This is a genomic window from Bacillus vallismortis, assembly GCF_040784915.1.
In the GTDB taxonomy this organism is placed as follows: domain Bacteria; phylum Bacillota; class Bacilli; order Bacillales; family Bacillaceae; genus Bacillus; species Bacillus subtilis_G.
On the sequence record NZ_CP160797.1, the window covers coordinates 2690167 to 2715635 of the forward strand.

The following is a 25469-nucleotide window of genomic DNA, read 5'->3' on the forward strand; positions in this document are numbered from 1 at the left end:
ATTTTTAAAATTTGAAGTTCGTATGCTGCTCACAAAAGCCAAGCTCCCCCGCGAGAAATTTCCCGGTACAGACACAGACAGCCTCCCGCCTACATACATTTACATATAGGCTTTAGCCTACATACTTTTGTGGAGGTGACGATGGTGACAGGTGTTTTCGCAGCGCTCGGCTTTGTTGTTAAAGAGCTTGTCTTTTTAGTATCTTACGTGAAAAACAATGCCTTTCCACAACCGCTCTCAAGCAGCGAGGAAAAAAAATACTTAGAGCTCATGGCTAAAGGGGATGAACATGCCAGGAACATGCTGATTGAGCATAATCTTCGCTTGGTCGCCCATATTGTGAAAAAATTCGAAAATACAGGTGAGGATGCAGAGGACTTAATCTCCATCGGAACAATCGGGCTGATCAAAGGAATTGAAAGCTATTCCGCCGGAAAAGGGACAAAGCTGGCGACGTATGCCGCGCGGTGTATTGAAAACGAAATCCTCATGCATTTGCGCGCATTGAAAAAAACAAAAAAAGACGTCTCCCTTCATGATCCGATCGGGCAGGATAAAGAAGGGAATGAAATAAGCCTGATCGACGTTTTGAAATCAGAAAATGAAGACGTGATTGATACGATCCAGCTCAATATGGAGCTTGAAAAAGTGAAGCAATACATTGACATTTTAGATGATCGTGAGAAGGAAGTGATTGTCGGGCGGTTTGGGCTTGATTTGAAGAAGGAAAAAACGCAACGGGAGATTGCCAAAGAACTTGGTATTTCGCGCAGCTATGTGTCGCGGATTGAAAAGCGGGCGCTGATGAAGATGTTTCATGAATTTTACCGGGCGGAGAAGGAAAAGCGGAAGAAGGCGAAGGGGAAATAATGTAGAAGAGGCCGGATCTCATATTCCGGCTTTCTCTATTTTACTAAAGTTTCTTAAAAGAAATAGAGAAAGAATATATCCTATATCCAAAGAGTTATGAACATCATTTTTGTTATCACTGATAATCTCTCCAGAAAACCCTTCATCTGCATACTTCAGCACATCCTTAGTCCCTGCTTTCTTTATACAGGCCTCGATCTGGCTGTCGATACTCGATCCCTTGATCGCTTGTTCCTCGGTCGATACCCTTACATATATTGCTATCACCCTGGATCTCCTTCCTATAAAGTTTTATTAAATAATGATAGCAATCGTTAATGCATTTGTCAGCTTGCGGTCCCTCGATGATTATTACCTTTATAAAATGCCTCACACCTTGGGTAATGCTATGTAATAACTGTTTGTCCTAATGAGGTGATTTTCAATGAGTATGAAAACATTATAAAAAACCGATAGTTTGAAACCATCGGTTTTTATTGACATTTACTAATGCCTAAGTCCCCAATAAAGAGTTTTCTTTTATAACTAGGCATATAACATGCCACTGGTGACATTTCTGTTAGAGCAACCGCCTGTCTCAATTTCACCCCAACATTTTTTATAAGAAACAATTAAAATGGCTAATTCTCCATGTTCTATAATTACTGATACAGGACTCCGGCTTTCTGAAGTTTTTCTATGATCTAATCTAGCTTTTTATCTTTACCATTTCTTAATCAGCAGAACTCGCGGTTTGTAACACTTTATTATTGCCTTTCAAAATCCTTTACATAAATGATCTCAACTTTTTGACTGCTTTCTTCATATTCCCCTTAAAAATTAATAATCACTTTCCCTTTTGGTCGTCCATTTGCGACTAGTTTTAGCGCTTCATTTACGTTTTCTATGGTAAATCGTGTTGGATGAATTGCTGGAACAATGTTGTTTTCTTCAATGATTTTGGTAATCTCTTTAAGTTGGGCGCCGTCAGAACGAACGAAGATAAAATGGTATTCCACGTTTTGTTTCTTGGCTTTGCGGTCATAATTTGCACCAGCAAGGGAAAATAGAATTTTTTTCCGCGATGGGAAATTTCGGTCTTTTCCGAAACGTTTATTTGGTCCTGTACGGAGAGAGAGCAATCTTCCCCCTGGTTTGATGATACTCAATTCACTGTCAAACTCTTTAGGACCCAGTGTATCAATCACGTAATCCACATCAGACAACAAGTCAACATAGTTTTCTGTTGAATAATCCAAATATTGATCGGCACCCATTTCCAAAGTGCGTTCGCGCGCTTCTGAGCTGCCACTAACAATGACATTTAGGCCCATTGCCTTTGCGATTGGTACAGCCATTTGACCAAAACTGCCTGATCCACCTGGAATGAAAACAGATTTACCTGACTGTGCCTCAAGTTCTTCATGCAGGCCTTGATACGCTGTAAGTCCAGCCAGTGGTGCAGCAGCCGCTTCCACGTAAGACAAATTTTTTGGCATGGGTGCAATTGCGGCAGCGTCAATTGCGGCATATTCCGCAAAAGCACCAATTTTTTCTAGCGGGAGACGTGTATAGATGGCATCTCCTACGAGGAAGTTCGTTACATTTTTTCCTACTTTTTCAACAACACCTGTCAATTCATTACCAAGCGTTAATGGGAATTCATAATCTTGAATCAGTTTCACGCTACCTGTGATAATCAACATTTCGAGCGGATTGACCGCTGCAGCTTTGACCTTTACCAAGACTTCGTTTTCATCGATTTCTGGAATTGGAATGTCATTGACTTTGGCATGGATATTTTTTGAATACTTGGTGATCTGAGCTGCTTTTATGAGTGTTTTCATTTTTTTCATTAGCATCCTTCCATTGAGATTATTACAGCCGGTGTTCCCGCACTCCATCCGTGGAACAGACGTTAAAGTTCATCAGCCCATAGCGTCCGAATGCAGTATACGCCTGCCAGTAAAGCACAATTCATGCGTCAAGCATTTTTCAGTTGTATGCCATTTTTAAGCAAAAACTACTTTTTATTCCCTCTTTTTCTGTACAAAAATAGAGAGTCACTTCCAGTTCCAAACTGTTTGTGGACCTTGATATTTGCCATATAAGTTATGCTTATCCTTTCTGAGATTCTCATTCTTTCACGTAGGATAAGTAACCTTGACCATCGTCAGGAGGTTGTGTACCTTCACTAATAAGTAATCCCATAGATGCTCTTTAAGCATATTAAAGGGAACTTAGTTCTCCTGATGTACCATCTTCTTGCGCACTGCTACGTGTCATTGGTGCCATCGCCAAACGATTATGTTACCATACTAGTATTGGATAGATCGGCTTTCTCAAATTGAATTCATAGTTTTCATCTACAACCCCCACCACTTCATCTTTGTAATAAACCTCCATCATAAAACCTGCCATTTGCTTAGCTGTGTGGTACATAGGGAGATTTGCTTTGTAATCAAACTCTTTCTTATCATTTGCATGTTTTGCGAATTCTGTTTCCGTCATTGCTGGTGCTAAAACTTTTGCCTTCATTTTCGCACCTTTCAGTTCAAGTTCTTTTGCAAGCCCTTCGGTGAAGGCACTAACATAATATTTAGAAGCAGAATAAGCAACACTGCCAACAGCAATTACATATCCAAGTGCTGAGGATACGTTAATTAATTGAGTTCCCTCTACATCAGCATAATCTCTTACAAATAGTGTAGAAAGGATTGTCAAGGATTCTATGTTAACGCGTAACATGGTTTCTACTTTATCTAAATTCTGATCTATGACAGAAGAGGTTTCACCAAGCCCGGCATTATTAATCCAAGTCTCAATTTGATACTCCTTTAAACTGTTATACAGTGTATATGCCTGATCTGTGACAGATAGGTCACTTGTACGAATAATAACATCTAAATCAGGATTTAGATTCTGAATGGTTGATTTAAGTTCTTCTAATTTATCTAATCTTCTAGCTACAATAATTAAGTTTTTGCCACGAGCAGCAAATGCTAATGCTGTCTCATATCCTATACCTGAGCTTGCTCCTGTAATAACTGTGTACTTCATATTATTCTCTCCTTAAAAATATTTTCAGATTGGTGTTAATTAATTCAAATAACAAGATATATCTCAATCTAGTGTTGCCAAAATCAAATCGATAATGGTTTCTAATTCTTTTTTATCATTTGTTGTTTTTGCGAATACTCGTATTCCTACGAGTGAATTATAAATAAATTGAGAAAGCCCTTTGATATCATAGTGTTTAGAAATTTCTCCTTGTTCTTGACCATGTTTCAGCAGATCAAATAAAAAAGTTTCCGTCTTTATAACAGTCTCTGTAACTTTTTTATTAAACGATTTATTCCATTACGAGATCTTGGCTAGGATGGCAGATCATAATCAACTGCCACTCACCCTCAATTAGGTCAATGCCCTGTTCTTTGCTGTGTGGATCTGACCATACGGGTCACCATTTTGCGCGGCATCAACCGCGGAAGGAATGCCATGAACCGGTTGCGAGCACCTGGCATTATGAACGTCTTGCCGCGTAAGAAGCCTCGGTACCCTTCCTCAGCCACCTGCCCGGCCTCCATGATAGCACCACTCTGGAACAACTTCGATTCACCAATACCCGAACGATCAACGAAGCCGGTTGACGTCAGTCCCGGACATAGTGCCGTCACAGTCACCCCTGTGCCGCTCAGCTCGTTCTCCAAAGCCTCGGTAAACGACAGCACGTACGCCTTCGTTGCGTAGTAAACCGACATCATAGGTCCCGGGAAAAAAGCCACCAACGAAGCCACATTCATCACGCCTCCTTGGCCCCGTTTGACCATATCTGGCAAGAACAGTTTCGTCATAACAGTCAGAGCCTTGATATTGACGTCAATCATATTCGTCTCTTGTTCTAACTGCGTCTCCAAGAATGTCCCGTACAAACCGAAGCCGGCATTATTGACAAGATAGTCGACGACGATCCCCTTCTCCTTGAGCTCCGCAAAAATCTCCTCCGGCACGCCGGGTGACGCCACATCCTTGGCGATGACCGTCGCTTGACTGCCATATCTTTTCCGATATTCCTTCGCTAGCTCCAAAAGCTTACCCTCGCTACGCGCCACCAGCACCAAATTATATCCTCCCTTGGCGAAACGATCCGCCAACTCTTTGCCAATTCCACCCGATACCCCGGTGATAAGAACAGTTTTTTTCATTTGACAGCACACCTCCATTTTTAGTTTGAACTTTTAAAACGTTTTACAGCGTTTCTTACTGCGAGTTGTTACTATGGATGTATGTTATCCATAATTCAAATTTTTGTATCAAGAGGATTTATACTTGCCGCATATATCTCAACTAAGACCTCGCCATTATTTATTTTGGGCTTAGGGAAGTAAAAAATTTGTTTTTTTACCGTAGTTTTCAATCGCTAAAGCTTTCGTTACAATCCTCCACATTTTTATTTAACGCACATGTATCTTTTCCTAACGAACCTAAGAAAAAAGAATATGAATATCCCTTCCCTAGATGGGATATTCATATTAAATAAATTATTTTAAGAAAGGATAATCTGTATAACCTTCTTTTCCTCCTGCATAGAGCGTGTTTTGATCAGGTTCGTTTAGGGGAGCACCTGATTTAATCCGTTCTGCAAAGTCTGGATTAGCTAGTACCCAAGTGCCTACTGTGACAACATCTGCAAGATTATTATCTACATCAGACGAAAGTTGATCTAGAGGACGACCTGGACGGTTAACAAGAAGTGCTTGATCCCAAAGTTGACGCACATCTTTTAGGAATTGCTCGTTTCCAAAGTGCATTAAATGCAGATATGCAAGGTTAAGCTTATTTAATTCACTTATTAAATAGCGATACATCTCAAGGCTATTTTCCCCTTCATCAATGCCTTGCAGTGTTCCTTGAGGAGAAAAACGGATGCCTGTTCTTTCTGCTCCTATTTCATCAACAACTGCTTTAGCTACTTCAATAGCGAATCGAGAACGCCCCTCAATCGTACCACCGTATGCATCTTGGCGATGATTGGAGTTTTCACTAAGGAATTGCTGGATCAGATAACCATTCGCTCCGTGAATTTCAACTCCGTCTGCACCAGCTTCAATTGCTGAACGAGCTGCTAAACGAAACTCATTGATAACATCTTTTATCTCAAGCTCACTCAGTTCTCTTGGTGTTGGAATTTCTTTCATTCCTTCTGCCGTGAAAATTTCTACACCAGGTGCAATAGCTGACGGTGCAACTGCTTGGCGGTGGTGAGGGGTGTTATCAGGGTGTGATACACGTCCCACATGCATAAGCTGAATAAAAATATGACCGCCTTCACTATGAACTTTAGAAGTTACTTTTTTCCACCCTCTAATATGATTTTCTGTATAAATACCAGGTGTATTCGTGTAACCTTGCCCATCATCTGAAGGTTGGGTTCCTTCACTTATAATTAAACCGACTGAAGCACGCTGACCATAGTACTCTGCTACTAAACCGCTCGGCGTACCATCTGGTAAAGCTCTATTTCTAGTCATCGGAGCCATACCTATACGATTTTTTAAGTCAATGTTTCCAATACGAACTTTTTCAAATAATCTGCTCATATGAATACTCCTTTTTAATAAGAATTAGAATCAAGAAATAAATTTACGTGTTCTGCAAATAGTTCTGGAAATTGAAACAGATGCCCGTGACCAGAATCAGGATATATAATCAGCTGAGCTTTGGGTAATTTCTCTGCTAAGATGTAACTGTTTTTAGTCGGTACCATTACATCATTAACACCATTAGTAACAAGTACAGGGTGTTTGATGTTTTGTAACCATTCATAATCATGATTAGATTTTTGTTTAGCCCATTTTGCAATGGCTTGTAATTGTGCCTCTTTTACTTGTTCTGAACTGTTTACTTTTTTCTGATTAAAAATTCTTTGTAGTGAAGCCATTCCTGCAGATTTACTTGTTTCGGTTTGTGCGTAGAAAAAGAACATAAAATCATTTATTCCATCTTCCTCCGTTCCGCCGTGACGATTCATTCTTTCAAAAATCTCTGGATTTGGATTAATACCAGATTCAGGCGAAGTACCTGCCATAATAATTTTTCTTACTAATTCTCCTTCTTGTAAAGCTAGCTCTTGTGCAACCATACCACCAATGGAAAAACCAAGAATGTCAACTTGTTCTAATCCAAGAGCTTTTATAAATGTTGCTGTATCTTTTGCCATATCAGCAATTGTAGTAGGCGTTAGTCCATCTGTCTCACCAACCCCTTTATTGTCAAATAAGATTACTGGGCGTTTATTTGCAATAGGTTCAAGCATGTCTGGATCCCAGTTTTCCATCGTTCCTCTAAAGTGAACAAGAAATACTAGTGGTATACCATCTTGTGTACCAAATTTTCTATATGCGTAACGAGTTCCATCTGCTTCAATAAATTCTGATACTGATGGTATTTTAAAGTTTGTCATTTTTGTGTTCCTCCTTAGAAATTAAAAAACGATTTTATAAGTATGCATTATGATGGTTTGTTTCATGCTGATTTTAGAACGAACGTTCTAAATAGGGTAAAAAAAAGAAAGCTAGTCCAACACTGAAAGTGCTAGAGTAATGATGCCTTCTAATTCTTTTTTACTGTAATTAGTTTTTATTAGTACTCTTATACCTACCAAATTGTTGTGTAAGAAACGAGATATGTTATCAGAATCGATTTCTTTTGATATCTCTCCACTAGTTTGGCCCCGTTTTATAAGGTTATTAAACATATCTTCAGTACGGTTAAACATTTTTGTAACTATGCGTCCAATTTCTTTGTCCAACAAAGATAATTCAATGGCTGCATTTACTGATAGACAACCTTTTGGGTATTGTTCCATGGAATTCAGTACGAAAATAAAAACATCACGTATCGCCTGTTTAATGGATGAAGTGCTGCTAATTATGCTTTCCATCTCATTGACGATGAGCTCTTCATAGTGATTAAGGGAAGCTAAAAACAATGAACGCTTGTCACCAAATGTGTCATATATACTCCTGCGGTGTATCCCCATATGATTTACCAAATCTTGCATGGATGTTTTTTCATAACCCTGTTCCCAGAAAAGCTCCATTGCTTTTCTTAATACTGCTTTTTCGTCAAACTCTTTACTTCTAGCCATTTTTTTCTCCTTAAAAAAATCAATGAATTAATACTAACAAAAACAAACGTCATAATCCATTGTAGAATGAACATTCTCAAATTAACACATGAATTTCAAACCATGATTAAATAATACCCTTTTTAGAACGATAAGTAAAGAATTATAAATTTAATCATCAATATATTTGCTCCACATGTTGGATTTGGTCTTTTCCAACGGGAACAAAATCAGACTAAAACAGGAGAATATCAGCAGCCATTAAAATGAGATAGTATATAACCTCATGTTCACACCGGCATCCACATCTAATCCTTCTTCTTTGTTCTTGTCTACTTTTGCTTTGTATGCACGAGCCCTATTTATTAAACCTTTCGGTTTATAGAAGATAAAATCCAACTGGTCAACCGACTTCACTTGACTGACATCCGCAGCAATGCCTATTAAATTAGGGTTATCTTTGATTGCTTGGTCAATATTTTATTTCGAGTGACTAGTGACAATCGCCGTGTTGCTCATTTCAAGAATCTTTTTCGCATATGCATAGCCTATACCTGACGTCCCGCCCCTCACTAAAATCTTTGTCAATTTTATGTTGTTGTTTCTCACTCTTGTATAATCAGAAGAATCTTTCCTTGAGCTTTCCCTTTTGCGATTTTGGCAATAGCTTCGTTCACTTGCCGAAAAGCAAATGTCGAATCAATGGTTGGTTTGATGCCCGCTTCATCAATCCACTGGGTGATGTTTTTTAGTTGTTTGCCATTGGGCTGAACATATAAGAAATCATACGTTTTCTGTTGAAGATGTGCCGCTATATCAAACGGCATGCCGATCACACCGAAAAGAAGACTCTGCAACGTTGAAAATCCGCCATGTTGAATTGCAAAACGTGCATTTGGACCAGCATTCAATGACAATAATTTTCCGCCAGGTTTTAAAACACGTAATTCATTCCTGAACTCACTTGCACCACGAGTATCAATCACGTAATCGAAATCTTTCAGCACCTCAACATAATCTTGCTTCTGATAGTCGATGAACTGGTCAGCACCAATGGATAGCGCTAAATGACGAGCTGATTCACTACCACTGACAGCTACAAAAAGCTTCTTTGATTTCGCAAACGGAATGGCAATCTGCCCAAATCCGCCTGTTCCACCAGGAATGAACAGTTTTGTGCCAGGTTTCACGTTCAGTACATCGAAGGCTTGAACAACAGTCAGAGCCGATAATGGAATGGCAGCCCCTTCTTCAAAAGTAAGATGTTTTGGCATTTTCGCAACGATATTTGCATCAGCCACAACATATTCTGCAAAGGCACCCATTGTATCTAGTGGCATTAGCGCATATACTCTGTCGCCCTTATTAAAGTCTGTCACCGCTTCACCAACCGATTCAATCACACCTGAAAGTTCATTTCCGAGTGTCAACGGGAAATCATAGTGGTCAAAAACGCGCACCTTTCCAGTAATCGCCAATATAAGATGTGGGTCAACGCCCGCCACATTTGTTTTGATTAACACTTGATGTTTGTTTATTCTTGGAATAGGCACATCGTTGATGTGAGCTTCTAGCTTTTTCGAGTAGCTGTGTATTTGGACTGCTTTCATCATGTCCCCCTTAAAAATTAATAATCACTTTCCCTTTCGGTCGTCCATTTGCGACTAGTTCTAGCGCTTCATTTACGTTGTCTATGGTAAATAGTGTTGGATAAATCTCTGGAACAATGTTGTTTTCTTCAATGATTTTGGTAATCTTTTTAAGTTTGTGCGCCGTCAGAACGAAGATAAAATGGTATTCCACGTCGTGTTTTTTGGCTTTGTGGTCATACTTTGCGCCAGCAAGGGAAAATAGCTTTTGTTTCCACAATGGAAAATTTTTGTCTTTTCCGAAACGTTTATTTGGTCCTGTACGGAGAGACAAATAATTTTCGTATAGCCTACTGAACCGTTAATTCTGTTTTCACATCCTTACTCCCATTACTTCTACATAGTGACTTAAGGCCGCATAAATAAAGTATGTTTGTCGCCAAATGTATCATAGATACTTCAGCGGGGAACGCCCATATGGTCCACCAAGTCTTGCGTGGATGTTTTTTCATAACCCTGTTCCCAGAAAAGCCCCTTTGCTTTTCTTAATGCTTTTTTTCATCAAATTCTTTATTTCTAGCCATGTAATCCCTCCTTAGAACGTATTGCCTCTTATTTCTGAGAAAGGATTGACAACTTTAAATCATTCATCCCTCTCTCAATATATTCTATACCAATTGAAGAATGATCATTCTCATTTGAGTAGCAAAACAGTTAGATCTAACGAGTTTCAAGTATATCAAATTTAAGAACGATATCGGTAGAGAATTTAGAATTAATCATGTGTTTTATATGGCTATGTGTGGCTATTACCTGAATTTTAATGAATATCGCTCCATCTTATTTCTACTCAAATCAGTTCTGTAATGTCATTGATGCCAAGTCATTGCACTCCTACAAGGGAGTTTAATAACTCTAAAGCAAAAAACAATAAAGAAAATATAGATGGTATCTTCTATCTTAGAAAAAGCCTCTCAACATAGTAGTGTAATAAAAAAGTTATTGCGGTCTCACCGAAAATTTAAATTGCGGTGCCCTATTGCCTTTTTCTGCGAACACAAACTTGTTAATATTTACATTACTTGTAGAGTTAAGGGAAGGGTGAATATCTTGATATCAATCACATCAGCTGAAGTGGGAATGAAAATTAATGAATGGCATAGGCATATTCAAAAATTCAACGTTACTGATGCTGAAATGTTAAAAGCTGAAATAGAACGTGATATAGAGGTTATGGAAGAAGATCAAGACTTGCTTATTTATTATCAATTGATGGCCTTTCGCCATAAGATCATGCTGGAGTATACGCTGCCATCTGATGAAAACCGAATGAAACTTTCAGAATATTTAAAGAAAATCGAAGGCCATAAGAAAAAACTAGATAATATGCGAGCTTATTATTATAACTTCTTCCGTGGGATGTATGAGTTTAGAAACGGTGAATATACAAAGGCTATTACATATTATAAAAAAGCTGAACGTAAAATTCCTTCGATCTCCGACAAGATTGAAAAAGCAGAGTTTTATTTTAAGTTATCCGAAGTCTATTATCATATGAAAATGACTCACATCTCAATGCACTATGCTGAACTTTCATACAATATCTATAAGAAACACGAGCTTTATTCTGTTCGGCGTATTCAATGTCATTTTGTGATTGCCGGCAACTACGATGACCTTGAAAATCATGAAAAAGCTCTCCCCCACCTTCAAGAAGCTTTAAAAGGTGCCGAGCTGCTTAAAAGTAAAAATACTCACATCTATGCCACTGCATTTTTCAATCTCGGCAACTGCTATCACAAAATGGACAACTTAAATAAGGCTGCACGTTACATCGAACAAGCCTTGGTTCAATACAGAAAAATAAACTCTGACGTACTTCCGCAAGCTTATCATGACCTAGCGTTGATTTATTTTAAACAAGGGAAAAAAGAACAAGCAATGGATTGCTTCCGCAAAGGAATCAGAAGTGCTGTAGATTTTAAAGACGAACTTTTTATGAACTTATTTGAAGCATTAGACGTTCTTTATATAAGAAATGGCGATACACCTAAACTCCTCAATATTTTTTCTCGTTTAGAGAACGGCAAAGGATACCCTTATCTGGAAGAGCTGGCATTGTTAGGAGGCAACCTTTTCGATTATAATGGAAAAATAGAGGATAGTATCATCTGTTTCAAGAAGATGGTATATGCTCAAAAGCAAATATCGAAAGGGGAATGCATGTATGAAATCTAAATTGTTTATCAGTTTATCCGCCGTTTTAATTGGACTTGCCTTTTTCGGATCTATGTCTAATGGCGAAATGAAGGAAGCATCCCGGAATGTAACTCTAGCACCTACTCATGAATTCCTTGTTTGATTCGATAAACAACATTAGTTCTGATTCCCTTTAGCCGTTTCATAACGGCTTTTTCTTATTTCTAATACTGAAAAAATCCATCATACATAAAGCTTTTGAGGTGAACATTTTGGACTTATTTGATGAATGCTTAGAAGCTCTAGGGAAAAACAAAGAAATCTTATCAGAAGAATTAACGGCAAAATATTATGAACTGCTTTCAAACAGTTTTCCCTTTACATCTTGGGGACGAATCAAGTGGGAAGAAGTTTGTTGTCATCAATCTATAGTTTACGAGGAAGAGATTTACGATTGGCTAGCTAAACACCATTTTAAAGATAGGAACATTATTATTCTTTGGGGTTACGGAGAACAGCCAGCATTAAAAACCAGTCTTGAGCATGCATTAAACGTAATTGATGATGTAACTGCCGTTGGATCAGATACTTTTATGTTTAGTGAATCTGGCTACGTTATCGAATTTTTTCATGATGGCGATGTTACAATTGGAAAGTCCCCTTTCATTGAAAGGATTAGCAAATAGGTAAAATGACACAGATCGAATGATTCATTTCCACCATTTGATCCACATAACAGTTAGTTTCATCATTCTTCCATGGTAATATTTTGTTATATGATTAAATGAGAGGGTATGATTATGAAAGTCTTTGAAGCTAAAACACTTATGTCTGAAGCTACAGACCGCGCCAAAGAATATAAAGAACTAAGGACGCAAATGGTCAACTTGAGAAAAGCTTTACAAAGCGTCGCTGAACTGGACGACAGCGAATTCTCAGGTAAAGGCGCTAATAACATTAAAGCATTCTATCACGATCATGTAGGTGTCACTGATCAATGGATCGACTACATTGACATGAAGATCGCATTTTTTAACAGCATTGCCGGAGCTGTCGAGGACAAAGGCCTCTCTGATGCTTATATTGAAGAGTCTTTTTTAGAACATGAACTGGCTAACGCCCATAAAAAATCCAAATCCATCATGTCTGAACAGAAAAAAGCCATGAAAGATATTCTAAACGATATCGACGAAATCCTCCCGCTCGACTTGTTTTCAACAGAAACCTTCAAAGATGAGCTTGCAGATGCCAATGATAAACGCAAAAAAACAATTGAAAAACTAGGTGACCTTGACGAAGATTTACTGACAGAGTATGCCCTGTCAGAACCTAATGAACAATTCATCAAATCCGACTTCCAAAAGCTCCAAGAAGCAACGGGCAAAGGCAAAAACGCTACACCCATTCACTACAACGCCAAGGCGTACCGTGAGAGTGATATACATAAGAAAAAAGGCGATATTGAAAAGCAAACGGCAGCTTATTTGACGATTAAAAAGAAAGAAGAAAAAGAACGGGAAATCGAAGAATTACAGAAAAAGCTCAATACGTTGGTTGATGATCCTGACGAGTATCTAAAAGTTGCTAAAGAGATTGGATACGACAACCTCACCACTGAACAACAGGAGTATGTTAAATCCCTCGAGTTTTGGGATAATCCTCTTCGAGCGACCAAGGATATTTTGAAAGAACAGATTGACGGTGTATATGAAGGTTTATTAGCCGGGATAGATGATACAGAGAAGACAGTTAAAGAATATTTAGCCCCTATAGATGCAGCGGGTAAAAAATATCTAGGTCCAGTATATGAATACTATAAAGGCAAACAAATGGCATATTATGATTTTTCGAAAGAAACTGGTGAAGGGCTCTTAGGAATTGGAAAATTCGGGATCGATCTCGGTTTAGATCCAAAAGGAACGATAAAGTCCGTTTTTGAATTCGACTATAAAAAAGCCTGGGATTCTACTTGGAATGAGGTAAAAGAAAGCTGGGATAAAAACTTTGTACACGGAGATATGTATTCACAATCGCACTACACCACATATTTCACTTTAAATGTAGCCAGCTTATTCATATCAGGTGGCGGTGGTGCTGTTACAAAGAGTGGATCCGTCGTTTCAAAGGTCGGGAGAGTCACAGAGAAGGGAATCAGCAAGTCGGGTAAAAAAGGGGTAAACAGCGCCGGAAATGTTGGTAAGTCTGCATCAAAAAAAGTAATAAAAGACACCAAAGATTTTGGGGAATTTTTTAAAAAAGGTTTAGAGTCAATACCAAATCCTTTTGCTAAAGAACTTCTGTTAGCTAGTGATGTTCCTATAAATGTGCTAAACTTACAAAAATCTGGACAAGATACAATTCAACAAATTAAAAAGTCTTTTGATCTTGACCATGGTTCTAAGGGGAATACTAATAGTAGCAAGGTAACCAGTGAAGCTAAATCAGTATCGAATATGAAAGAATTTTTTAATGATGGATTTGGAAAAAGTATAAAAAACAATGTTACAAAAACAAAAAATCAATTCCAAGGCCAATCAATCTATGAAGTTAATAAAAAATTGGATAATCCATATCTGAAAAAAGGAGATGGATTTTATTTAGATAATTTGCACAAGGATCATTTAGAAGTTTTCGATAAAAGAGGAAATTTAAGAGTAGTGTTGAATTTGGATGGAACATTGAACGAAGTTAAGACTAAGAATGCCATTGGAAGAAAATTAAAATAGGTGGTTAAGATAGATGAAAAATATTGATAAAATCTTTAGTGCTTTAAAAGAATTAAATGAAAAATATAATAGTACATTAATTTCCACAGAAGAACTTTTAGAAGAAGAGGAAAATATTAAAGAACTTCCGCAAATAGATGAAAGAATGAATAAAATTTTAGCTAACTTAAGTCAAATTGAAGATAAAGACAAACTAACTTCTGAGTTACTACAGTTACATTTAGTAATTGGTGATGTAGAATGGCAATTTGACCAAATACATGAGATGGTTAGACAGGTAATCGAAAATATTGAGGATTAATATAATACAAAAGGTCCTCTTGAATGGGACTGCCCCCGGTTTTTGAGACAGGGATCAAAACACCTTTTAAACAGCCAGTTGCCGATAGTGTATCGGTAATTGGTTGTTTAGTTTCGTTTGAATACGAATGTTGTTATCATATTGAATGTAGTCTTCGACGTACGCTCTACGATGATGGCCGTAGTTCGAACTATGTTGTTGAGGTAGAACGTTTCAGACTTTAGTATGAAATGAAACGATTCTATGGCGGCATTATCAGCGGGCGTTCCTTTTCTAGACATGCTCATGGTAATGCCTTTTCCTTTTACAGCCCTCTGTTTGATTTCAACCGGATAACTCACTCTTGTTCCCATAGAAAAACACCTCTTAAAGAAATAGAGAAAAAATAGATGAAAGAGTTATGAAAATCATTTTGTGCATACTAATAAGCTCTATGAGAAAGACAATCTGGATCATAGCAGATAACTTGATTATGAGTTCTTTAATCGCATCGTCCCTGCTTTCTTTATACAGGCCTCGATCTGGGTGCGGTTGCTTGATCGCTTATTTCTCGGTCAATACCCTTATATACTCTGGATCTACTTCCTATCAAGTTTTATTAAATAGAGGAATCGTTCATGCATTTGTCAGCTTGCGGCCCCTCGATGATTATCACCTTCATAAAATGCATCACCCCTTGGGTAATGCTATGTAATAACTGTTTGTTCTAATGAGGTGATTTTCAGTATGAAAACAAATAAAAAACCGATGGCTTGAACCATCGATCTGTTTTCTATATCACTGGGCCCCTATAGGAAATCTATCTCATTGGTTATGAAAGCTTATTTTTATTACACACTCTATATTCATTTCTATACGTTTATATCAATTATGGTTAAAAAATAGTGAGAAAAAAACAAATAACGTCCATTCTAACTTTTTCATCTTATTTATTAAGAATTTTAACCTCATCCTTGTAAAATAAAGAAGCGAATTTCATGTCCGATAGTTAATGCTATGTCATCGGGACATGTCTGTTAAAGTGGCCAAAAAATACATTCAGATATCCACTTGCAACCACAATTCAATTTGATCCACTACAGATTTCTGAACTGACATTAACAGCTAGACTTATAAATGCCGATTATCCATTTTTTTATTCTGTTCCAGTTCCCATTCACAATTAGGCATTTCAGCGGCGTATCGCCATAAAGTGAACTAATTTATTAATGTTCAACAACAGAATTTCGTCGATCGGCAATAAAGAATCCACAAATCATTGCAAGAATGGCCATCGCCCACCAAAACGTTGATATCGCCTGATCATGATCGATGATTATCAGACGAATGACAGCCGTGATGCCAATATAAATGAAGTAGCGAAGCGGGAAATGAAAGTCTGATTTGAAGTATTTGATAATCAAAGCAATGAACTCAAAGTACATGAAGAATATAAGCAGTTCTCCAAGCATCCCATAATAGCTGTCCACTTTGTTGAACAGTGACTTGTATACGAATTGCACAATGTACCATGTCTCGCTGATCAGAAGTGCGCTTAAAGCTATCGCCAGGAAGAACAGACAGATATTGAGAAGCGCTTGTAACAGGTAAGGCACCTTTTTGAATTTGTCGGAAAATCTCATCGTGTTGTCTCCTATTTCAATATATTCGTGGTTTTTATGCTCAGCCTACATCTTGGTGTTCCAAAATCGTAGCACAATGTAGTACTTAGAATTCTTTTGTATACTGTGAAACTGTCCCTGCATGCGGGACATCATTCGCGCAATGCTTCTTTCACCGAGTCCGTTGCTTTCCGGTGTTATATCCGCAAGTTTAATCGTATTGCTAACATGAATCTCAAATATCTCTTGATCCGATACAAACGTGATGCTGATTTCTTCTTCCGGATCTGCGTATTTAAATAAGTTTGACATCACATTATCAAATACACGACCAAGCTCCTCCAAATTCACGTTAATATAGGTTTCCGGCAGCTCGCCTGAAATATGGACTCGGAAATGCTCCTGATGAAGGATAGCAATCTGATCTGATATTAGATCGTAGATCACTTCTCTCACTGCAACGGTTTCCAGATCGGCCTCATATTCCCTGTCCAGCAGGAAATACGCAAACAGATTGTCAGACAAGCTTTTTAATTGCAGTGCTTTACCATAAGCATTGGCTACATACCGATCTTTGCTGGTACCCGCTTCGCCTCCCGCTTTTTTGGCAAACTCCAGATTCATGATCAGCGACGTCAGCGGTGTGCGCATATCGTGCGACATTTCGGTAACCAGGCTGCGGCTCTCAGCTTGCAATTCCTCGATAGCTTTAAGTTTGTCCAGGAAAGCTTTCCGCAGATCCTCAATGCTCTTTGCAATCATCGCTAATTCATCATGCCCTTTTATCGTCATCTCGTAGTCCAGTTCGCCCCCTTCAAGAATATGAATCTCTTGGTGAATCGTTTTAAGGTAGCGAAGACTTTGGCGAATTCCGAAGAGAACAATGATTAAAAAGATGAGGGTTGCTCCGAGCAAATCCAATGCAAAGGCCAGATCATAATATCGGGAAGAGTAGAAACCGTCGATAATGACTCGTCCTTCACCATCTCTAAACTTGACAGGATGTGAATGATTTTGAGCGTACTGAGTCAGCTTTTCCTTTCCATAATCCGATTCGGAATAAATAGAATCATATTGCAGCTCCTGATCCTTGAATATGGTGAGGTTAATGTAATTTTCTTTTTTGACCCACTCGCCAAACGCTTTTCTATCTGATGTAGACAACTCATTTTCTGAAACGTACTTGCTGAATTTTTGAATGTATCTTGCTGACTCCTCGTGATAATACTCTTCCGAACTCAGATATCCCTCGATCAGATCATCTGTGATCTTTTGCAACGTCAGAAAGATCACACCACTCACAATCGCAGCACCCACGATCAGCAAAGCCAGTTTTTTATTTAGTGTAAATTTACGATGCACCAAATCGATATCCTCTTCCCCATTCAGTTTTTATATAAACCGGACGTGCCGGATCATCCTCAATTTTGGAGCGCAGCTTCCGAATATGCACCATCACCGTATTGTTGGAACAGTAAAAATAAGGCTGTCCCCACACACTCTCATATATATTTTGGGCAGAAAATATTTTGTTGCGTTTGCTCATCAGAAGTTTTAGGATACGATATTCCAGATCTGATAACTTGATTTGCTGCCCCTCTTTCCAGACCTCATTAAATTCTTCGCTCACTCTTAGTTTGCCCCCGATAAGAAATGTTTCTTCCTGTTCCTTCTTTTCCTGATAGATAGTATATCTGCGTAATTGAGCAATCACTCTAGCATGAAGTTCCTCTTCCGAGAATGGTTTAGTCATATAATCATCACCACCTGCGAGTAACCCCTCAGTTTTATCGAGTGTACTCGATCTGGCCGTCAGAAACAGAATCGGGACGTTAGAGGATTTCCTGATGTGCTGACATGTTTCAATTCCCGAAATGCCTGGCATCATAATATCCAAAATAACCAAATCAAGCGAGTCATTCACAAGTTGCAATGCTCGCTTTCCATCCTTGGCTCTTAGCACCTCGTAACCTGCACGTGTAAGGGATTCCTCCAAAAGATCACCAATATCCTCATCATCCTCTACGACTAATATTCGATGGGTCATGTCTCTCTCACCTCATGATTCTTGTTGTTATTTCTCGTGTGTCCTTACTATATATCGTTCATAGTAATAAGTACGTTATAAGATACTACGTAAATCTTAACAATTTATGAAAGCTGATGGTCCGCCATAAATTTATCACATTTTCTAAAAAAATGATGACTCTTCATAAATTGTTAAGATTCGGTCTTTATATTTATCCATTGTAAGGCTCAGGCTTTTCAGATCCGCACTACACATTGCAATGGTAAATGGGAAAGGAGTATTGATATGATTGTACAAAAAGAAGGACGCGGGCAACCAGTGAGTCTGCGGGAACGGGTTCATTTTCTGGACATCGTACGTGGATTTGCCTTGCTTGGCATTATTATTGTCAATTATTTTCTGATCGTAGATTCAGTAAAAGGATTCGAAATGGCCTCCGATGACGTATTGCACAATCTGGTTTCCTGGTTTGCCGAAGGGAAATTCGTTACATTATTCTCCTTCCTGTTCGGGGTTGGGTTTATGATCTTTATGGATCGAGCCGCACAGAAGGTAGATAGTCCCAACAAGCTGTTTGCCCGTAGGTTATCTATCCTGTTGGGATTTGGCATTTTGCATATCACATTTGTTTGGGTCGGTGACATATTGACCTTTTATGCCGTAAGCGGCTTCCTGTTACTCGGCTTCTATAAACGAACAGCCAAAACGGTGCTTAGATGGATTATCGCACTTATCGTGTTTCAATTCCTGACTCCTGTTTTCACAATGTTGTACAATGTCATCAATACTGCAGGGTCAAAAAACCCGAATTTTTCAGAGTTTACTTTGTTTAGCCACAGCAGCCTTACCTACATGGAATCCATCAGCACTCGGTGGACAGATATGGTCACGATGGCTGCTAGCTCTTTCTCTATGGTCTATTCCATGTTTCTCATGTTTCTGCTGGGCGTGTACTTTGTTAAGATGGAATTTTTCAAAGACATGGAAGCGAAAAAGTTCATATGGAAACGTATCTGGATCATTAGCACAATCGCTTTTCTAATAACACAAAGCAGTATATTGCTAGACATGTTTAATTTTTCGGACATTTCCTCTGTCTTGAGTCAAAATGGCGGCTTAACTGGAAGTATGTTTTATATGAGCACTTTTGCAATGCTGTTTCTATACGTTCCTCAGCTGCGAGGCCCTATGATGATATTCACCAAAGTCGGACGGATGTCATTGACCTGTTATCTGCTTCACTCTATCCTTGGAACAATTCTGTTCCTCAGGTACGGATTCGGGCTTGCGGGTCATATTCAATCCGCCGGCACGTTCATGTTCAGTCTGGCCGTCTATTTCGTGCTTATGATCTTTAGTACATTGTGGTTGAAACGGTTTAAGTACGGCCCGATGGAATTGATATGGCGCAAGCTGACGTACGGCATAGTAAACGAGCGCTCCAAAGCAGCTCTACATGCGCCAAAATCAATTCAAAAATGACCCCTTTTCCCAGATTGCATGGACTTCAGTTAGTTGTTGACGGAAGTGGGTATTAAACGGACAGATTTGATTAGTATGGACTGGTTATTTTTATATCATTTAGTGCTTCTTTGGGATAACCTAGACAGAAAAATAACCAGAGTTTACTCAATTTGCATAGCTCATGATCAAATCTAACTTGAATCTTTTGCGCAGGCTCATAGTCAAGGGCTACACATTCGACTAATTGATGTGAATGTGATTTGAGATAGGAAAAATTTGAGAAGAATGACTAATCCCGCGCAAGACACTTAATACGGTAGTGAACGATAGTAACTAAGGGTTACATGCAGCTTGTATTCGAAGGAAACAAAGAAAAAGAAATCGTACAAAAAGACAGGAGAAAGCTTTTGCAGCAAGTATTTTAACGCCAAATTTACCGCGGAAGAAAAAGCGACGGAATCACTTTTTGTGAAAAGACCTCGTAGAACAGCTGGAATGTTTTACTGAACGACTGACTCGATATTTCAGCAAATGAAGGAGTGAGCAATCATGAAAACAAAAAAGGAACCAAAAGTTATTTTGGAACTAGCAAAGGAGTCTGATTTGCCAGAATTCCAAAAAAAAATACAAGAAGCATTTTCGATCGCCGTGATTGAAACGTTCGGTGATTGCGAAGATGGACCGATTCCATCGGACAATGACGTTCAGGAGTCTTTCAATGCTCCCGGAGCAGTGGTATATCATATTCTTCAGGATGGTAAGAAGGTCGGTGGTGCAGTAGTACGTATCAACAGCCAAACACATCATAATTCGCTAGATTTATTCTATGTATCTCCAGAATATCACAGCCAAGGGATTGGTCTTTCTGCTTGGAAAGCCATTGAAGAACAGTATCCGGATACTGTTCTTTGGGAAACCGTGACACCTTATTTCGAAAAACGAAATATCAACTTCTATGTGAATAAGTGTGGATTCCATATCGTAGAGTTCTACAATGAACATCACTCTGATCCGCATATACATTGCAATGGACGCGAAGATGACAAGCCCCTGCCGGATGATGATGACTTTTTCAGGTTTGTAAAGATTATGAAAAAAAAGGACTAAACAATTGAACACGAAGGTAATAATGCTGTTTAAAAGGTGTTTTGATCCCTGATCCCTGTCTCAAAAACAGGGGTCAGTCCCCAATTGAAGTGACCCCTCGCCAGAGAAATGAACATTGATAAAAACCAAGTCAGGAGATGGATTAACTAATTTCAGGCAGAGGGGATGAAAGAGCTTGAGGAGAAACGAGGCAAGGCAAAAGGCACTGCGACCGGATATTGGCTTGTTAATCCCTTCACGGCTTTTAAATAGAAATTCATGATCCTCTTTCCCTTCAACATAGGTTTTAAATTCTCTTTGAAGAGCTGGCGTCATGTCGATTTTCTTTTTCGTTTTCTTCTCTATGAGATTGAAGTATGGCCGTTTTTCGTCTCTTACTCTCAGCTGCAGAATATCCGATATGCGGGGCCCTGAATTAATACCGGTCACGAATAGCATGTAATTCCTCATGTTTAGTTCTTTTAAAAACCTCTTGATGTAGAAGATACATTCCGGATTACTTATTGGTAACAAAATTCATTAAGAAGCCGTCCCTTTCTTGTAGGCTTCTTCTCTAAGAGCAAATGCCAACCGATATAGTGCTTTTCCCTTCACACGATAATAACTGCGCTGGCTCAAGCCCATTTCTGCATATGCTCATAACCATACATTTCTTCCGATTGCATATAGAGCATGACAATGATCTGCCGTTCTCTTTGAGAAAGCCGGTTAACAGCCCTTTGAATCCTTTTTAAGAATTTGTCTACGCTGAATCTCCCAATCAAACGCTTTAATGCTGCCTCTTCTGTTGAGGAATGAAACTCATTCGTGATGCTTGACGGAACAATGCTGTAAGTCGGGGTAACCTTTGGTAAAAAATTATCTGGCACTTGTAAGAGATATAACCGATATTGATCCAACAGTTGCTCTACTTTTGCTTTAGTGGCTTCTTCGTCAATTTGGGGCAGGTTTAATGTTAATTGATTCATATTTACCTCCTGATTATTAAAATAAAACGGACACCAAACCAACAGCGTAAATGCTTTAGTTCAGTGTCCGCAGGCTTTCCTTCTTGGACAATATTACCTCTCAGCGCCCGTGCTGTGCCCTCATTTCGGGGTGAGGCATTCGGGAGGAATCTATATTTAGACTAAGTTCACAAAATATTAACAAAAAAATACCTTGGATATTTTTGTATATCATGTAATAATACACTCGTATTAAAAAAACAAAGGGAGTGTTTAAAATGAAATTGAAAAAAGTTTTAACTGGTACTGCATTGTCACTTGCTTTGCTTGTTTCTGCTGCTCCTGCCTTTGCCGCAAGTCCTACTGATACTCATTCTGAAGAAAGTCATACAAAGGAAATATCTGCATTAGGTACCCTAGTTGTTCGTGGACTTCCTTCTGATCCAGACCCAGGACAAACAATCACTATCAACGGAACAACGTATTATTTAGACAGTGTTACTTTTTATCCTGATGGATCTTATATCGCCTACTATTCAAGTTAACTATGAGGAGGTTTATAGCCTCCTTTTTCTTATAGTTTTACTACTTGTTTGACAGTCATTGACTTGACGACCATTTGAAGTTCAACTTGTAATGGCATCCACTATGAAACTTCCCTTCAATTGCTTACCTGACTTGATGATTAACTCGATGGGGAGCTTCCCTTCTTGTGTAGTGGCAACCCATAAATCCTTTTTTGTCACATTTCGAAATTGATGTTTTTTTAATACAGTTAATGTCCCATTTGTTTCAATGATCGCATAGAGCACTTCTTCAATTTTGAAAACTTCTTTTTCCCTTAATTGTTGACTTAAATAGTCAATTGTATAACGCATCTTGCGCATGTTGTGTTCAAGAATTTTCCCGTTTTCAATCACAACGGTTGGATCTCCAGCAAAGAGTTTCCGAGCTTTTTGATTGCAAAGTGATAAGTAGGCAGTGGCCAAGATAACAAATACAAATATAAAGAAAGCAAGTACCATGTGATGAATTTTAAGAGAAGTATTAAAAGCCAGATTTGCAGTAATTGCTCCTAATGTATTGAAGCAATAAAATCAAATATATTCATTTGTGAAATTGTTTGTTTTCCCAATAATCTTGACCCTACCAATAAAATGCCAAAGGCAAGAATCGATCGAAGGATCACTTCAACATGTTCACTCATAGATCTCACCAACTTATTGTATTTTCTAAAAACATCATAGACAAAAGAGATCTTATATATACTAGAACGATTCTTAAACAATATATACATGCACTCATTGTCGTATCAGACATACGCTACATTAGTAAATTCCGCAATAGGACGGTGAAATTGTGTACCCTTATTTTATTTATAACCCTTATATAAGCGATACATTTCGTATGTCTACTGACAGGAAACTAATTAATGACATCCACAAGGCAATTAACGGAGAGTATAGCGCTATTCTCTGTTATAAGCAAATAGCCACACAAGCCCCCACAGAAGAAATAAGAAAACAAATACTTGAAATTAGACAAGATGAACAACGGCATTTTGAAGAATTCAGCAGGATTTACACTAATCTTACAGGCAGAAAACCAATTCCAAAAATAACGGAAGAATGCCCTAAAAGTTATAGAACAAGCCTAGAGTCTGCTTTTAAAGATGAGCAGGAGACAGTGGATTTTTATTTAGATTTAGCCGATCGAATACAAGATAAGTCCATTAAAAAGATTTTTCAGCGTGCTGCCGCTGATGAACAAAATCATGCAGTATGGTTTCTGTTTTTTTTAAACACTCGGTCTACACAACAAACCCGTCAAGTTAATTATGGGGCAACAGGGGCTTTAAATGCCAGTAGACTCACCTTACCCCAAATGCTTACCTTTGCCATTCAGGATGAGTACTTAGCTCAAGCAAGATACAATGCAATTATCAGAAACTTCGGGGATATCAGCACCTTTCTGCAAATCAAAGAAGCAGAATTACGTCATATCAATGCATTACTTTCTCTTTTTGAACGATACCAAGTACAGATACCTAAAGACACCTCACAATTATATGTCAATACACCAGTAACCCTTAAGGATGCGTATGCTGCTGGAGTCCAAGGAGAAATTGATAATATCGCCATGTATAACAAGTTTCTAACTTTTGATCTGCCAGCAGATGCAAGAATAGTTTTTACTCAATTACACAACGCATCACTAAATCATTTAGAGGCTTTCCGAAGAGGTCTTGAGAGATTAGACTTAAACTTCTAAAATCAACATTACAAAACGAAGTGTTTTATTTGCAGGGGTAGAACCAAAAGGGTTTTTACCATATTAAAGATTGTTACCTTTCATATTCAAACATAACCTCAAAGGTCTATCTTTGGTGGTGTTTCCACCTGCCCCTCCCACTTCGATTCCTTCTACAAAATCGTCTGTTATTAAACCCATAACGTCCATCGTATTTAACAACCGATAAATGTTCTCAGTTCAGTACAAATGATATAGAACCTTCTGAAATGATCACCATTCCCTTTTTTAAAGGATGGAATCATTCCCTTTGAAAAATACAAATATATATATGTAGTACTGACTGTTACAAAGAGGGGCTGAGGTATGTTGAAAACGAGCATTATTGTGCTGACTTATAATGAATTGAATTTAACGAAACAATGTTTGGAGAGCATATGGAAGTATACGGATCATAACTGTATAGAAATCATTGTTGTAGATAACGGCTCTCATGACGGGACACGTGATTATCTTAAAGAGATGTCTTCCATTAAAGCAATTTTCAACGAGACAAACGAAAGTTTCGCGAAAGGCTGCAATCGAGGCTTTGAAGTTGCTTCAGGGGACAATATTCTTTTTTAAAACAATGACACGATTGTAACAAATCAGTGGCTGGAACCTATGATCAAGCTGCTTTACCACGATGAAAAAACCGGCATGGTCGGACCCGTAAGCAATTATGTCAGCGGCGCCCAGCAAGTCCAGTTGACTTTTAGAAGAAGAGGAAAATATTAAAGAACTTCCGCAAATACATGAAAGAATGAATAAAGTTTTAGCTAACTTAAGTCAAATTGAAGATAAAGAAAAACTAACTTCTGAATTACTACAGTTACATTTAGTAATAGGTGATATAGAATGGCAGTTTGACCAAATACATGAGATGGCGATTTTTCACTTCTATCATACTTCAAATTTCAATTTAGTTTTGAAACGAAAATGTTATCATAGGTTTCTACTTTTACCTCAAAAAACATTAATAAAAAAAATACCTAAGCAGCATTCTTGAACCCAGCTAAAGCCGCATAGGTACTCTTTTCAAATTCACAAAACTAAAGCTATACTTTTTGTATCATCCTCGGAATCATGATATTTGTAAGGAAAGAAAAAATCGCTCCTAAATCAGTTTGAATCTGAACATAAAAGAACCGCGCCTGGCGGTTCTTTCAGATTGTTGACAAAGTCATAAAACGGTTTTTGTTTTATGACTTTGTCATATTTTCAGCGTGATTGAAAACC

The 25469-nt window shown here is 38.3% G+C and carries 20 protein-coding genes and 10 pseudogenes; 11 read left to right on the forward strand and 19 right to left on the reverse strand.

The features are described from left to right. Positions 1–141 precede the first annotated feature (141 nt). On the forward strand, positions 142–870 hold the full coding sequence (gene sigK / locus ABZM97_RS13200; RefSeq protein ID WP_013308023.1) for an RNA polymerase sporulation sigma factor SigK: 729 nt from the start codon (positions 142–144) through the stop codon (positions 868–870). A gap of 120 nt (positions 871–990) precedes the next feature. Here the strand turns inward: sigK and ABZM97_RS13205 are convergent. The 12 genes and pseudogenes from ABZM97_RS13205 to ABZM97_RS13260 all read right to left on the reverse strand — a co-directional run. Further along, positions 991–1095: pseudogene (locus ABZM97_RS13205) on the reverse strand (recombinase); the annotation flags it as partial. Beyond that, positions 1053–1231 (reverse strand): annotated as a pseudogene (locus tag ABZM97_RS13210) (hypothetical protein). The pseudogenes ABZM97_RS13205 and ABZM97_RS13210, both read right to left, overlap by 43 nt. Before the next feature lie 451 nt (positions 1232–1682). Beyond that, positions 1683–2696, reverse strand: coding sequence for an NADP-dependent oxidoreductase (locus tag ABZM97_RS13215; protein ID WP_367387495.1), 1014 nt, complete (start codon positions 2694–2696; stop codon positions 1683–1685). 463 nt (positions 2697–3159) lie between these two features. After that, positions 3160–3909 carry an SDR family oxidoreductase gene (locus ABZM97_RS13220; RefSeq protein ID WP_087990793.1) on the reverse strand — a complete coding sequence of 250 codons (750 nt, stop codon included), beginning with the start codon at positions 3907–3909 and terminating at the stop codon, positions 3160–3162. 359 nt (positions 3910–4268) lie between these two features. Then, complete coding sequence (locus ABZM97_RS13225; RefSeq protein WP_087990794.1) at positions 4269–5054, reverse strand: SDR family oxidoreductase; 786 nt, start codon at positions 5052–5054, stop codon at positions 4269–4271. A 336-nt stretch (positions 5055–5390) separates the two neighbouring features. Next, positions 5391–6449, reverse strand: coding sequence for an alkene reductase (locus ABZM97_RS13230; protein ID WP_087990795.1), 1059 nt, complete (start codon positions 6447–6449; stop codon positions 5391–5393). Between the two features lie 14 nt (positions 6450–6463). Further along, positions 6464–7312, reverse strand: a complete 849-nt coding sequence (locus ABZM97_RS13235) for an alpha/beta fold hydrolase (protein WP_087990796.1) — start codon at positions 7310–7312, stop codon at positions 6464–6466. Between the two features lie 111 nt (positions 7313–7423). Then, the gene (locus ABZM97_RS13240; protein ID WP_087993865.1) at positions 7424–7999 is read right to left on the reverse strand and encodes a TetR/AcrR family transcriptional regulator; all 576 of its coding nucleotides are present in this window, start codon (positions 7997–7999) and stop codon (positions 7424–7426) included. 217 nt (positions 8000–8216) lie between these two features. Continuing rightward, positions 8217–8356: pseudogene (locus tag ABZM97_RS13245) on the reverse strand (tryptophan--tRNA ligase); the annotation flags it as partial. A gap of 227 nt (positions 8357–8583) precedes the next feature. Beyond that, entirely contained in the window at positions 8584–9591 is a 1008-nt protein-coding gene (locus tag ABZM97_RS13250) for an NADP-dependent oxidoreductase (RefSeq protein WP_367386876.1), read from the reverse strand. Positions 9592–9598: 7 nt separating this feature from the next. Continuing rightward, positions 9599–9901: pseudogene (locus ABZM97_RS13255) on the reverse strand (zinc-binding dehydrogenase); the annotation flags it as partial. A gap of 128 nt (positions 9902–10029) precedes the next feature. Further along, a pseudogene (locus ABZM97_RS13260) lies at positions 10030–10151 on the reverse strand (TetR family transcriptional regulator); the annotation flags it as partial. A 526-nt stretch (positions 10152–10677) separates the two neighbouring features. On the opposite strand from ABZM97_RS13260, the gene rapE reads away from it, so the two are divergent. From rapE to ABZM97_RS13285, 5 genes and pseudogenes are all read left to right on the forward strand, one after another. Continuing rightward, on the forward strand, positions 10678–11805 hold the full coding sequence (gene rapE / locus ABZM97_RS13265) for a response regulator aspartate phosphatase RapE (RefSeq protein ID WP_087993863.1): 1128 nt from the start codon (positions 10678–10680) through the stop codon (positions 11803–11805). Continuing rightward, positions 11795–11929, forward strand: coding sequence for a phosphatase RapE inhibitor PhrE (gene phrE, locus ABZM97_RS13270; RefSeq protein WP_014114495.1), 135 nt, complete (start codon positions 11795–11797; stop codon positions 11927–11929). Before rapE ends, phrE begins: the two co-directional genes overlap by 11 nt. A 109-nt stretch (positions 11930–12038) precedes the next feature. Then, a pseudogene (locus ABZM97_RS13275) lies at positions 12039–12198 on the forward strand (hypothetical protein). A gap of 368 nt (positions 12199–12566) precedes the next feature. Next, the gene (locus tag ABZM97_RS13280) at positions 12567–14492 is read left to right on the forward strand and encodes a ribonuclease YeeF family protein (protein WP_253268433.1); all 1926 of its coding nucleotides are present in this window, start codon (positions 12567–12569) and stop codon (positions 14490–14492) included. Positions 14493–14505: 13 nt separating this feature from the next. Beyond that, positions 14506–14793, forward strand: coding sequence for a hypothetical protein (locus ABZM97_RS13285; protein ID WP_087993861.1), 288 nt, complete (start codon positions 14506–14508; stop codon positions 14791–14793). A gap of 66 nt (positions 14794–14859) precedes the next feature. On the opposite strand, the pseudogene ABZM97_RS13290 reads toward ABZM97_RS13285, so the two are convergent. The 4 genes and pseudogenes from ABZM97_RS13290 to yrkP all read right to left on the reverse strand — a co-directional run. Next, positions 14860–15110, reverse strand: a pseudogene (locus tag ABZM97_RS13290) (IS3 family transposase); the annotation flags it as partial. An 888-nt stretch (positions 15111–15998) separates the two neighbouring features. Further along, the gene (gene psiE, locus ABZM97_RS13295; RefSeq protein ID WP_253268434.1) at positions 15999–16415 is read right to left on the reverse strand and encodes a phosphate-starvation-inducible protein PsiE; all 417 of its coding nucleotides are present in this window, start codon (positions 16413–16415) and stop codon (positions 15999–16001) included. 45 nt (positions 16416–16460) lie between these two features. Further along, positions 16461–17759: a two-component system sensor histidine kinase YrkQ gene (gene yrkQ / locus ABZM97_RS13300; RefSeq protein ID WP_253268435.1), complete on the reverse strand. Its 1299-nt coding sequence runs from the start codon at positions 17757–17759 to the stop codon at positions 16461–16463. Beyond that, positions 17746–18441 carry a two-component response regulator YrkP gene (yrkP, locus tag ABZM97_RS13305; RefSeq protein WP_253268436.1) on the reverse strand — a complete coding sequence of 232 codons (696 nt, stop codon included), beginning with the start codon at positions 18439–18441 and terminating at the stop codon, positions 17746–17748. The genes yrkQ and yrkP overlap by 14 nt, the downstream gene beginning before the upstream one ends. A 267-nt stretch (positions 18442–18708) precedes the next feature. Between yrkP and ABZM97_RS13310 the strand changes: the two genes are divergently transcribed. Both ABZM97_RS13310 and ABZM97_RS13315 read left to right on the forward strand, forming a co-directional pair. Continuing rightward, positions 18709–19905: a DUF418 domain-containing protein gene (locus ABZM97_RS13310; protein WP_253268437.1), complete on the forward strand. Its 1197-nt coding sequence runs from the start codon at positions 18709–18711 to the stop codon at positions 19903–19905. Between the two features lie 531 nt (positions 19906–20436). After that, the gene (locus ABZM97_RS13315; RefSeq protein WP_202327121.1) at positions 20437–20994 is read left to right on the forward strand and encodes a GNAT family N-acetyltransferase; all 558 of its coding nucleotides are present in this window, start codon (positions 20437–20439) and stop codon (positions 20992–20994) included. A gap of 60 nt (positions 20995–21054) precedes the next feature. Here ABZM97_RS13315 and ABZM97_RS13320 read toward each other — a convergent pair whose 3' ends face one another. Both ABZM97_RS13320 and ABZM97_RS13325 read right to left on the reverse strand, forming a co-directional pair. Next, a complete protein-coding gene (locus ABZM97_RS13320; RefSeq protein ID WP_242519851.1) occupies positions 21055–21432 on the reverse strand; it encodes a hypothetical protein in 378 nt (125 codons plus the stop codon). A gap of 81 nt (positions 21433–21513) precedes the next feature. Further along, positions 21514–21962: pseudogene (locus tag ABZM97_RS13325) on the reverse strand (ArpU family phage packaging/lysis transcriptional regulator). Positions 21963–22219: 257 nt separating this feature from the next. Between ABZM97_RS13325 and ABZM97_RS13330 the strand changes: the two are divergent. Beyond that, complete coding sequence (locus ABZM97_RS13330; RefSeq protein ID WP_087993855.1) at positions 22220–22486, forward strand: transcriptional regulator; 267 nt, start codon at positions 22220–22222, stop codon at positions 22484–22486. Positions 22487–22594: 108 nt separating this feature from the next. Here ABZM97_RS13330 and ABZM97_RS13335 read toward each other — a convergent pair. Next, positions 22595–23148, reverse strand: a pseudogene (locus ABZM97_RS13335) (DUF421 domain-containing protein); the annotation flags it as partial. Between the two features lie 200 nt (positions 23149–23348). Between ABZM97_RS13335 and ABZM97_RS13340 the strand changes: the two are divergent. Then, the gene (locus tag ABZM97_RS13340) at positions 23349–24212 is read left to right on the forward strand and encodes a ferritin family protein (protein WP_202327717.1); all 864 of its coding nucleotides are present in this window, start codon (positions 23349–23351) and stop codon (positions 24210–24212) included. Positions 24213–24557: 345 nt separating this feature from the next. After that, positions 24558–24935, forward strand: a pseudogene (locus ABZM97_RS13345) (glycosyltransferase); the annotation flags it as partial. Positions 24936–25469: the final 534 nt, after the last annotated feature.